Annotated in this window: 9 protein-coding genes; 1 reads left to right on the forward strand and 8 read right to left on the reverse strand. The window is 39.6% G+C overall.

Annotation, left to right across the window (positions count from 1 at the left end; translation table 11 throughout):
* Positions 1–324: 324 nt before the first annotated feature.
* The 5 genes from OMU_RS19845 to OMU_RS19865 all read right to left on the reverse strand — a co-directional run bounded on the left by OMU_RS19845 (position 325) and on the right by OMU_RS19865 (position 8,125).
* Positions 325–3,624, reverse strand: coding sequence for a vWA domain-containing protein (locus tag OMU_RS19845; RefSeq protein ID WP_016181646.1), 3,300 nt, complete (start codon positions 3,622–3,624; stop codon positions 325–327).
* 580 nt (positions 3,625–4,204) lie between these two features.
* Entirely contained in the window at positions 4,205–4,954 is a 750-nt protein-coding gene (locus tag OMU_RS19850; protein ID WP_016181647.1) for a MerR family transcriptional regulator, read from the reverse strand.
* Between the two features lie 604 nt (positions 4,955–5,558).
* Positions 5,559–6,512 carry a Gfo/Idh/MocA family protein gene (locus tag OMU_RS19855; RefSeq protein WP_016181648.1) on the reverse strand — a complete coding sequence of 318 codons (954 nt, stop codon included), beginning with the start codon at positions 6,510–6,512 and terminating at the stop codon, positions 5,559–5,561.
* A gap of 85 nt (positions 6,513–6,597) precedes the next feature.
* Positions 6,598–7,212, reverse strand: a complete 615-nt coding sequence (locus OMU_RS19860; protein ID WP_016181649.1) for a TVP38/TMEM64 family protein — start codon at positions 7,210–7,212, stop codon at positions 6,598–6,600.
* 40 nt (positions 7,213–7,252) lie between these two features.
* Entirely contained in the window at positions 7,253–8,125 is an 873-nt protein-coding gene (locus OMU_RS19865) for an alpha/beta hydrolase fold domain-containing protein (protein ID WP_016181650.1), read from the reverse strand.
* A 115-nt stretch (positions 8,126–8,240) separates the two neighbouring features.
* On the opposite strand from OMU_RS19865, the gene OMU_RS19870 reads away from it, so the two are divergent.
* Positions 8,241–9,251 carry an acyltransferase family protein gene (locus OMU_RS19870; RefSeq protein WP_016181651.1) on the forward strand — a complete coding sequence of 337 codons (1,011 nt, stop codon included), beginning with the start codon at positions 8,241–8,243 and terminating at the stop codon, positions 9,249–9,251.
* Between the two features lie 25 nt (positions 9,252–9,276).
* Here the strand turns inward: OMU_RS19870 and OMU_RS19875 are convergent, their stop codons facing one another.
* The 3 genes from OMU_RS19875 to deoD all read right to left on the reverse strand — a co-directional run bounded on the left by OMU_RS19875 (position 9,277) and on the right by deoD (position 12,082).
* Positions 9,277–10,464, reverse strand: a complete 1,188-nt coding sequence (locus OMU_RS19875; protein WP_016181652.1) for an iron-containing alcohol dehydrogenase — start codon at positions 10,462–10,464, stop codon at positions 9,277–9,279.
* Positions 10,465–10,528: 64 nt separating this feature from the next.
* Positions 10,529–11,281 (reverse strand): alpha/beta fold hydrolase, encoded by a 753-nt coding sequence (locus OMU_RS19880; protein WP_016181653.1) that lies wholly within the window; start codon positions 11,279–11,281, stop codon positions 10,529–10,531.
* Positions 11,282–11,374: 93 nt separating this feature from the next.
* Positions 11,375–12,082 carry a purine-nucleoside phosphorylase gene (deoD, locus tag OMU_RS19885; RefSeq protein WP_016181654.1) on the reverse strand — a complete coding sequence of 236 codons (708 nt, stop codon included), beginning with the start codon at positions 12,080–12,082 and terminating at the stop codon, positions 11,375–11,377.
* Between the last annotated feature and the right edge of the window lie 27 nt (positions 12,083–12,109).

Below are 12,109 nucleotides of genomic sequence, written 5' to 3' on the forward strand. Positions count from 1 at the left end.
TAGTAGAATCGTATGCGCGACGACAATTCCTACATTTTTCACGGATTTTGAAAAATGTTTCCTTAATCCGGCGTTAGCTGCGAGTTCTTCTTCCTACTTTTAGCAGGTTAGTAGAATCGTATGCGCGACGACAATCTAATGAACGCTTTCGCTTCTTTCGAAAAAATTCTTCCCTAATTCGGAGTTAGCTTTCACGTTTAGATACATAGTTAAAAAGCCGAAATCAAAATCAGATTGCTGATTTGATCCCGGCTTTTATTATCCTTGAATTTCCGCGTATAGCTCCCTATTATTTTTTCATTTTGTTTCTGAGCCGCTGGCTAATTATCCTCTCCTCCTATTAATATATAGATAGAGTATGAATAATCCAACACCTGTAATAAAGCACATGGCAGAAAATAGAATGAAGGTTCTATTGGCAAAACTGCCTGTTCTTGGCAAGATTCCTATTCGATGATAATTTTTTACTTTTATTGTGATTTGATTCTCGTCTTCATCTAGTATAACGGTGTTAGTTACCCACGGATGATCGTCAAATGACACCACACCGTTGTCAAAAATGTCAATGGTAATTTCTTCCTCTAAACCAGTATAACCATTTGGAGCTGTGAGTTCTTTAAGATAATAAACACCTGGCTGTATGTCTGTGAATACAAAGGTTGAACCAGAAGAAATCGTTTCGTTGTACGCTCCTGATGAATTTTTCAGACGAAATGCCGCACCTTCGATTTCATTTCCTTGTTCATCAGTCTTAATAACAGTTAGTCTGAACTTATTTAATTCATTAATGATCGTTTTATTGGGTGAATCAGCAATAACTGCCGCACCATCCGACCTCTCTGCCACTGTAAATGTGAAATCATCACACTTTTTGAATCCCTCTGGAACAAATGTTTCACTTACTTGATAGAGACCCGTAGGAAGATTAGTAAAATTAACGACCCCTCCATTATCTGGGATAACATCACTTGCAACTACTATACCTGTTAACGTTTCTGTCAAAGTAAATCTCGGTCGTTTGTCATCTGCACCAGTAAAAGGTTGCCCATTTTTCATTACTTTCTTAAATGAAAAATCAGTAGTCAGCAATCGATTCGTGATAGTTATTCCTGCTGGGTCTAGATTACTAGACGTAAAACTCTCCTGACTGTAAGTTGGATTGGCATAACTCGGTACTCTATTCTTATCTCCAATTCTTTCAATAATTCGATACTCGATAATAGGATTTCCAGAAACTGCTGGGAAGCGAGCTGCCCAACTATTTTCTTCGTTCAAATGGACTTCGTGTAAATTGACCCATTGAGTTCCGTCTTTTCTTTGTAAAACAGCCGTTATCTCTCGACGCATTTTCCAACGATTATTTTCATCATCTGACCAAACTTTTTTTACTGGAATAACAAAATCTTCATTGAACGCTCGAACAGATGGAACACCAAAATCTAATTTGTCCTCTGTACGATTGGGCATAGAGTGTAATACGGTTTTCCCGTTGGCTGGGTACCAACTTCCGGAAGTAAAGCTTGATGCCTCCGTTTTCAAGCGGATTTTGTAGTTTATTTCAATTTCCTGATTCCCATAAAGATTGATATTTGTTACTTTTATCTTCCTTGGATCAGAGCTGTCAACCCTTGCCATTTTGTCTGCATCAATCGCTTTTGTGCCTAATCTATTTCTTAATGAAATATCCGATACAACAGGCGTTCCCACTAATTCCACCATATCTCCCAACGGATCTTCAATCACACCTTGTTCAACAGTCATAAGCGTCGATTCAAACCATTCCCGGAAGGATTTTTCAAAATCAGTTAGATTTTGTGCTTGGTAGAAATAGTAATCTTTTTCTGAATTACCAGTAGTATTAGCTCTTTGAGTAGTCATTTTGTAAAGTCCCTTTACTAGTACTTCCGCGCTATGGAATTCTCCAGCCCCACCATAGGCTCCCATGGCGATCGCTTGAATTTCAATCCCTTTGTCTCTTAAATCTGCCGCTTGAGAATTTGCCATATCTAAATGAGATTCGATTAGGAGTCTATTGTTAACATTTCCAGGATCTTCAATATTAGTAATTCTAAACCTTCTATCCACAGCAGGAGGCTCCAGTCCATTGTACAGCACATAAAGTGAGGTCGCTCCATTCGAACCGAGTGTCACTCCTGCATTTCCATCCGTTTGTCCTGAAGACAGTGGTTTATACTGAGTAATTCTTACTTTGGAAGGAAAAATTGCCGTATCCCTTTTGCCTGCTAACGGGTCCTTGCTTCTATTTGGGGCTCCATCAGTTAAAAGAAAGAGAAACTTTCTTCGTCCATTATTATCTGCTAACAGTCTTTTTTGTGCTTCAATCAATCCACCTTGCGTATAGGTCTGGTGGTTTTGCGTACTAGCATTGCGATAATTTGTCACTAACTGATCCCAATCACTGTACCGTGATGACAAATTAGATGTACTGATCACATTCGTGCCAAATACAACACTGCCGATCCTTAGATACCCATTGTCAGGAACATTGTTTTTAAACTGAGTAATTAAATGACTCAAAGAATCTACTGAAACATCTTTTCGCAGTCTTCCACCAATTTTGTATTCCGGTTGAGTAAAGGTCATTGATGCAGAGTTATCCAATACAAACATCACATCAACACCAGGTCTGGTAAGCGAGTCTCCTCGGACATTCAACTTTACGTTAAACTCATCCTTCTTGGTTGTTTCAGTCGCATATTTCCTTAGTGCAATATCCCCTTTCTCTTTTCCGCCAACGCCGTAATAAATATAAGAATTTGTATAATTATCTGTAGACGTGTTCCAACTTTGAAGTCCATCCCAAACATTAGCGGCTGTATTATCCTTTCCGCCTTGATGATTGATCACATTCGTCTGACCGGTTGGCTGCCAAGAATATTGTGGATATTTTCCATTGTCTGTCTTATAGCTTGGTTCTTTATTGGTATATGAATTGGTCCGAGCCAAGTTTCTAGCGTTTGTCAACGCTGGTAAATCAATGGCTTTTGAAAAACTATTTTGTTCCGAATAAAGTGAAAAACTACCTTCAGCTTCAGTAGTTTGATTCCCCTCGTTGTCTTCAGGTACTGATTTTTTTGGAGCTTTTTTCGTAGCTTCTTGTTCTACTTTTAACCAGAGAGGGTCACTTAATTCCAATATATCAGTATCAGTATCAGCTTCGGCTCCTGCTTGTTCCTTCTGATTTTTTTCTGTATTTTGTTCATTTAATTCGAGATACATTTGAAGCTTTTCCTGTTTCTTAGGGACCGCGATCGTGAGTTCACGCTCTTGTGAATGTGTAAAATCTTTTTCAATCAGCCATCCCTCTTTTTCTTCCATTCCGTCGACTACAGGGTAATCAATGACTTTTTCTTTTTCCGTCACTATTTTTAGTTTTAAGCGATTTTGCTGTTGTTCACTTTTCCCCTCGCGGCTTAACTTAATATGAAAGAGATTTTCCTTATCTGTCCGTTCTGTTTTGTAGGAAACCTTCAAAAATGACTCTTCAATCAATACACTCGCGTCGTTTTCCGCAATTGTTCGTGAGCTTGCACCCATTAAACCTATCAAACTTAAAAAGATTCCCCCAATTAAAATAAGAACCCTCTTTTTTCTCCCATGCATACCCTTACCCCCTTTATCCCAAGCTATCCCTTCGCCATTATTTTATAAGACAAAAAAAAGTTCCGCAAATTACAAAATAATTGTATTTAAGTTATTTATAACTGCAAAAAACACGAATATTTAGCCCGTATTTTTTGCAGCAGTCATCAACAAACGGTTATTAAATCACTTTACTTTAGTTTTCATTAAAATTTATAACATTCATTTAGTTGATTATCGATTAAGTATATTAGACATATAAAGTCGAATATTTATTATTAAACTGACAAAAACATGAATAAACGGCTTGGTTACTCATTTTTTGCTATCAATAGTGCTTTTAAGCAATTCTGAATTAACGATTGTCACATTAAGAAAATTAAAAATAATTTACAAAAGAGTGTTGCACTAACCAATGTACTTTATTTTATCTAAAAATATTTTAGTTATTTAAAAAAGACAAAAAGCGATAGATCTATTGATTTTTCTATTTAATAGAACACCCTTATAAAACAAATCGAATACGTTTTGCCTCTTAATTGGTCGATACAGGATAGGTACATTGAAAACAATAAAAAAATCGAGCCGCAGCTCGATTTTTTTACGCATATGTCTGAATGATTTGCACCAACGCTTCTGTTGCTCCTGCCCCGCTTTTTTCGTCATAATATTGAGTGAAACGTTCGTCAGCTAAATACATCTCAGCCAATCCCTTATGAGCTTCACCGGAGTAGGCTTTCCAGCTGAAGCTCAGCCACTCTTTATGCAACTGATAAATTTCTTTAGCCAAAGACGGTGTCTCTTCTGTCAAATAGTTACTCAATTTCTCAGTTAGCGCAGCTTCTGTTGCCTGCATTTTTTGATAATCGGCCTCACTCATATTTTGCCATTTTTGATTCGAGGCCTCGACTGTTTCTTCTCCATATTTTTCACGGATTTCTTGTCCGTATTTTGCTTCATTTTCTGTGAGCTTTTCTTGTTTGAAGGCTTCAAATTTTTCTTTATTCGTCATAATTATTTCTCCCTTATAGTAACGCAAGGTCTTATCGATTGTTTCCAGCAGCTGATCAAGTTCTTGGCGCTTTTGCTCCAATTGGATTTTTTGCTGAATCAACGTATCCGCGACTTTTTCGTCAGGTCGGTCCACTAATTCCTTAATTGTTTTCAATGGAATCCCCATCGAGCGGTACAAAAGAATCTGTTGCAGCCGATCAATTTCTTTTTCGGTATACATCCTATAGCCTGCCTCACTTAAAAAAGCTGGCTTTAATAATGAGCGCTCATCATAAAATCGCAGCGTCCGTGCACTGACACCTGAAATTTCCGCCATTTGTTTCACTGTATAGTTCATTTTGTACCTCCTGACAAGAACATCTTACACCTTGACGTAACGTAAAGGTCAAGGGATTCTTTCATCGTTAATTTAGTTTTTCTTTCTATAGGAAATCATTTTCTCAAAAAATCGAGAAAATGAGTTTTATTTTCGTTTCGCATATCATTATGCTAAACAGCTTATCTACTATTTATGCTAGAAAGCATAGATACATCTCATCAATTAACAAACTGCGAAAAGCATAACTGACAACTAGCTCAGTCATAATGTATTCATTTTCCTAAAAACCAGGAAAATGAGTTTTATTCTCGCCACGCATACGATTCCGCTAAACACCACTACTATTTACTTGTTCAAAATCTGAGATCAATGCTCTTTTCTTATTAAACTGCGAAAAGCGTAACTCGCAAAAAACCCCTCTTAGAATAAAATTCTAAGAGGGGTTCTCCCAGTACCAAATAATTGATAGAAAGGTTCTTCGTCCACTAAGCTTCTTTCCGACACCCTGAAATCCGACAGGTGACTTGCGTCGTGTGCCTCTGGTATCGAAGGATCAATCTTTCAGATCCACTCGACTCGTCGCATGAGACAAACTATAGCACATCCGCTTAGTCTTTGACAATCATTTTTGATAGTTCTTATAAATTGCTTCCGTGATCGCCACTGTTTTCAAGGTCAATTCTTTGGTGACAATTGGACTTTCCAGTAATCCTTGCTCCAGACAAGCATTCACATGATCGACTTCAAAAACAAACTCACTGTGTTGATTACTGTGAAGCGTTTCTTTTTGCCCATCATTATAATGAATTTCAGCTGTATCTGTTTTCCAAAAATCAGGAATAATGATTTTTCCCTTTTCTCCGTAAATAATCATTCGCTTTGATAGATCTAGATCGACAGTCAAAAAGATCGTACCAATCACACCGTTTGGAAAATTCAAAGTTACCTGCGCTTGCGCGTCAGATTGTCCTTCTGGAAAAGTCAGCGTTCCTTTGAATTCCTCAGGTGAAGCCCCTAATAAATGCTGCATGTATTCTAACGGATACGTTCCGGCTCCTCGAAAAACACCACCGCCCGCACTTAAATCACGGAACCACGAAATATGATCAATGTTGGGATAGGCTGTTACTGAATCTAACCAGCGCAGCGTTCCGATTTTTCCTTTTTGAATCACCTGCTGAATTTGTTTGGTGATTGGCAGGAATAGCGCCTTTTGCGCCTCCATTAAAAATAAATTGCGTTCTTTAGCCAGCGCAAATAATTCCTCCGCCTGAGCCAGCGTCATAGTAAAAGGCTTTTCTAATAGAACATGTTTATTATTCAACAATGCTAATTTTGCGGCGTCATAGTGCCCCTTGTTGTAGACCGCCACATAAACAATATCCACATCTTCACTTTGACAAAGCTCCTCGTAACTGCCATAAGCTTGTGGAATGTCTAACTCTTGAGCCATTTTCTGGGCCTTTTTGATTTCACGAGATGCAATTGCCGTTACTGTACCACCTTGACTTTCCTTCACTCCTGCCACAAAACGTGGAACAACTTGAGCTGTACTTAAAATACCGTAACGAATCATTTCATTTTCTCTCCTATTCATTTTAAATCAATAATGAAGGAACTGATTCGATAAAATCAGTCCCTTGCTTGTTTCGATTCTAATTTTAAAGACCAGCGAATGTTTTATTTAAGACGAATAAACAGAAATAGCCGTAGGAAGCCACCGACCAGATTTTAAAAATCAATACGATCTTCAGATACTCCCGAAAAGAGAGATCCGTCATTCCCGCAACCAGACAGGTTAGGTCATCTGGCAAAAATGGAAATATAAAACAAACAATCAATAGCTTTTTGATGTCTTGAGTATGGTCTTGCAACGTCGTCTCAAATTTCTCAAAATTTTTCTCAGACAGGACGAGCCGAGCAAATCTCGAACCAAAACGGCGAACCAATAGAAACAATCCGACTTCTCCAATCACCAATCCTATATAACTATACAAAACTCCTGGAATATTACCAAACATCAGCATTCCAACAATCGTAGCAAACCCGCCAGGTAAGAAAGGTACAATCGGCTGGATGGCCTGCACAACGATAAAGGCTGCAATAGCAAAGTTACCAAAATTCTTGATAAAATGCTGCAAATCAGCGACAGAACTAAAAATTCCAGAATGTCTAATGTAGATCAATATAATAATAAAGGCAGCTAGGCCAATGGCTGGTGCCATTTGAATAACTTTCTGCTGCCAAGGAGCGCGCTGTTTTGTTTTTTGTGCCATCCTTCCCCTCCTTTATCTGGTTAAGTTGTTTTCTAGCTCATTATTGATAAAATTCACCAATTTGATCAACGTATGGGAGTGATTCTTTTAATGGATAAACGACAAAATCATGCATCATTCCTTCCACAACCTCTAGACGCATCGTGGTTCCTTGACTGCGTTTAATGCGATCCTGCAGCCGCAGTACGTCAGGATATAAAATTTCATCAGTGCCAGCAACGACCAGAAGTTCCCCAAGCTGATCAAAATTACCATAAATCGGCGAAACCATCGGATCGGTCAACGGTAATTCCCCTGCATAATTTTCGCCAGCTTCCGCCAACAAGTCTTTTTCTAATAAAACATCCTTTTTCTGCAATTCCTGAGAACGCGGGTCACTCAATGACGCATCTAACCATGGTGAGGCTAAGGCGATTTTCTTTGGCCGCTTCGGCAGATCAATATTCCGTAGGTGCTGTGCCAGACTCATCGCTAATCCGCCGCCAGCAGAATCACCAAATAGGAAAAAGCAGTCATCTGGATATAAGTACGCCAACTGGCGAAAGGCCAGCTCCGTTAGAGGTACCGTCTTTTCTGCCGTATTCTCAGGTGCTAAGGGATAATCGAAATAGCTTACTTTTAAATTATAGCGTTTCACAAAACGCTCTTGAATTTCTTTATGAAATGGCGATGCTTCTAGCGCATACCCTCCGCCATGTAGATAAAACACATGACGTCTCGTAGGATGACCTGGAAATAACGTGATTAATTGATGTCCATCGATTTCAGCGATTTTTTGCGGGATATCTGTTTGCGAAAGTTGACGGCTAATTAGACGCCGACGTTTTGGCGGATCTACCATTGTTGCTCCCACAAGCTTTTTCATATTGATGACTTTAAAAACATTCTTTACTAATTTTGCTGAATAGCGCATCGCTTTATCCTCCAAATAATTCCCACATAATCGCATAGAACTCGACGTTTCATGCTACAATAGACACGGTGGACTATCGCAGTCTGCTTCTTAAGCATAACGGAATCTGAAGGAGGTGTCCACAATCACAAAACAAAATCGTGAATACCTTTACGATAATATTCGCGGCATCCTGATTTTGCTCGTGGTCTTAGGACACGCGTTGGAATATTTTCGTTTAGATAACAAGGTCGGTGAGTTTCTCTACGTCTTCATCTACCTTTTCCATATGCCGGTTTTTATCTTTATTTCCGGTTATTTCTCAAAAAATCTTAAAAAAGGTCGCTCCACAGCTGTGGAAACCTTCCTTGTCCCTTATCTGCTATTAAATTTAATTTTGACTCTGATCATGCTGGCCATCGGCAAGATCGACCAGTTCATGATCTTAAGTCCAGGCTGGACCCTTTGGTATTTATATTGTATGTTTATCTGGCGTTTATTGCTACCTGACCTCGTAAAAGTACGGAGAATCTTAATTTTAAGTTTTATTATCGGAATTTTCTCCGGTTTTCTGACCGAATTTGGGACCTATATGGCAATGGCACGAACCTTAGGCTTTCTGCCTTATTTTTTAGCGGGGTATTATACGACTCCCGAACACGTCGCTCGAATCCGCAAGATTCCTTTTCGAAGAGCAATCAGTTTTGGAATTATTATTTTTGGAATTATTAACGCTTATCTTTGGACCAAGAATAATTTGCCGCCGGAACTTTTATGGCGAGATCGTGCATATGCGTTCTTTCCCGTTCCTTTACTGCAAAATTTACTGACGATCGTCTTTTTATACGGAATTGGCTTTGCCTTTATTTTCGTCTTTTTGGCCCTCGTTAATAATAAACCTCATTTTTTCACAGCATGGGGACAACGAACCTTGGCTATCTACCTGCTTCATGTTTATCTAGTGGCGCCATTAGTAGAATTTACACAATTTGAAAAAAATCCTCTGCTTCATTTAATTCTCTTAGTTGCTGGCAGCGGCTTTATTACTTATTTACTGTCTCACCCTAAAGTTACAGAAATTCTGCGGAAAACACTTGCACGAATTTTACATTTTATCATGCCAAACAAAAACGGCGACTCGTCATGAGTCGCCGTTTTTCAGTCTAATGGAATTATTCAAAACTGCTTTCTGTTAAGCAAGCTGTAAAGATTTCCTTCACCGCTGCTTCGTCCAATGGCACAAACGCATCGGTCTTAATCGTGCTATGAGCTACCGCTTGTTTCGCCATTTCATCGAATTTCTCCTCATTGATGCCAACTTCTGGCAAGGTCATCGGAATACCGCAGGCCTTGAAGTAATCATATAACTTTTGAATTCCGATACGAGCCGCCAACATTGGAACTTTTTCTTCAACGTTCCAGACATTCCATGCAAAGCTGGCAAATTTATCGACTGTTTCATCATTCAGAGCATATTCCATCCAACGCGGTGTTAAGATTGCTAAACCAACACCATGAGTAATATCATAAAAGGCACTCAATTCATGTTCCATTGGATGACAAGACCATGCGCCGGGTTTGCCGCTGCCAGTTAAGCCGTTCAAGGCTAAGGTACTTGCCCACATCAGGTTCGCCCGGGCATCGTAATCATCAGGATACTTCAACGCGATCGGACAATTTTTGATCACTGAACGCATCAAGCCTTCAGAAACAGAATCTTGGACATCGGTTCCTTCTGTCCGTTTGAAATAATTTTCGATCAAGTGACTCATGATATCAGCCGAGCCTGCCGCTGTTTGATACTTGTTTACGCTAAAAGTATTCTGTGGATCTAAGAAAGAAACCTTTGGAAGCATTGATTTGCTTCCAGTGCCTAATTTTTGATGAGTGGCAAGATTTGAGATTACTGCACCGCTGTTCATTTCACTACCAGTTGCAGCTAATGTCAAAATCGTCACTAATGGTAATGCGCCACCTTGATATTTTCGACGCTGCAAGACTAAATCCCAAGCATCTCCTTCAAATTTAGTCGCCGCCGCGACGACCTTCGCACAGTCAATCGTTGAACCGCCACCGACTGCTAAAATCACGTCAACATTTTCTTTACGACAAATCTCTGCACCACGACGTACTGTTTCTACTCGTGGGTTTGGTTCAACACCGGCTAATTCAAAGACTTCGTTGCCGTTCGCCTTCAGCTGCTCCATCACTTTATCGTATAAACCGATCTTTTTGATACTGCCTCCACCATACACAATCAAGACCTTTTTGCCGTATTGATTTAATACTTCCGGCAATTCGGCCAAGCGATCTTTACCAAAACGAATATCCGTCGTTACATGAAAATCAAAATTCTCCATTTAACTTTCCTCCTACTGTTCACTTCTATCCAATAAGCATAAACTAAAGTTTTCCAGAATGGAACTAAGTTCGCTCAGATATACCTAAGTTATCCGCAAAAAATTCCGTAATCTGATCCATCGTGGCAATCTGAACAAAGTGCCGTTCCTCCGCGCTGACAAAGGTAATATTGTCTTGCGAATTCGCTTTAATAAAATCAGCGGTATGTTGATAAGGCACCTTTTCATCTTCTGTTCCATGCCAAAAGAATAAAGGACGCCCCGCAACTTTTTCCGGAGCTAAGGATAAATCATATGCTTCTAACCACGAAGTCAGTTGCCGATAATCCTTCGGTAAATAGAATCCTAATTCGCCAGCATGCATAGCGATTCGTTCGCGATACTTGATCGGAGCCGGTGAACCCATTACACAAGCAGCTACATTGATTTCCGGATGTTGAGTTAATAGCATGCAGGTGGTAATCCCGCCCATCGAAATCCCGCCAACGCCAATTTTCCCCATGACCAATCCAAGATTTTCAAAATAATCCACCAAAAAACCGAACTCGTACAAATTTGTTTGGATACTATCCCAAAAAGTCAGGGAAGGAATCTCCGAAGTTTTCGTCTTACGTTCACCATGATTCGCTGCATCCGGCAATAGTACACGGAAGTTCTTCGCTGCTAATTTTCGACCTTGAGTCAGCACTAATTCTTTTGCCGTTTGCCAGCCATGATAATAAATAATCAGCGGCAGCGGTTCATAAATTTTGTCTTCTGCGACGACTTCAAGCAAAGGAATATTACCGACTGTGCGTTTGCGTACAACTACTTTCATCTTATTCCTCCTACTAAGCATTTCTTCTATTATACCTAGTATTCTTAAAATACACGAAAAACCGCCCTTCACGAATGAAGAGCGATTAAGATCTTATTTTGCAATCAACGTTTCCAACCCTACATACATCATATCTTTAAAGGTATTTTGACGTTCTTCTGAAGTGGTTTCTTCACCTGTCACCATGTGATCGCTAACCGTCATAATGCCCAAGGTTTGAACATGGAATTTCGCGCCTAAGTAATACAAGATTGCAGCTTCCATCTCAACACCTAAGACACCATATTCCGCTAATTTGAAGGTTGGTGCTAAATCATCTTTGTAGAAGGTATCTTCTGACAATACATTCCCAACATGAGTAGTAAAGCCTTTTTCCATCGCCACTTTATAAGATTTCATCATCAGATCAAAATCAGCAATCGGTGCAAAGTGGAAATCTGGAAAATGTTTTTTCACCATTGAAGAACTTGTCACCGCTCCTTGAGCAATGATCAAATCACGCACGTGAACATCTTTAGACAACGCACCGCAGGTTCCCACACGAATCAATTTTTTCACGCCATAAGATTGGATCAGTTCTTGTGCGTAAATACCAGCAGAAGGCATGCCCATCCCAGTACCTTGTACAGACACACGTTCACCCTTATAAGTTCCTGTGTAGCCTAACATGCCTCGTACATTGTTATAGCATTTCGCATCTTCTAAAAAATTTTCCGCGATAAATTTCGCACGTAACGGATCTCCCGGCAGTAAAATTTTATCTGCGATCTCCCCTTGTTTCGCTTCAATATGAACGCTCATTGTATTCCTCCCAATAATATACTTACT

Origin of the sequence: Enterococcus avium ATCC 14025 (assembly GCF_000406965.1) — a bacterium.
GTDB classification, from domain to species: domain Bacteria; phylum Bacillota; class Bacilli; order Lactobacillales; family Enterococcaceae; genus Enterococcus_A; species Enterococcus_A avium.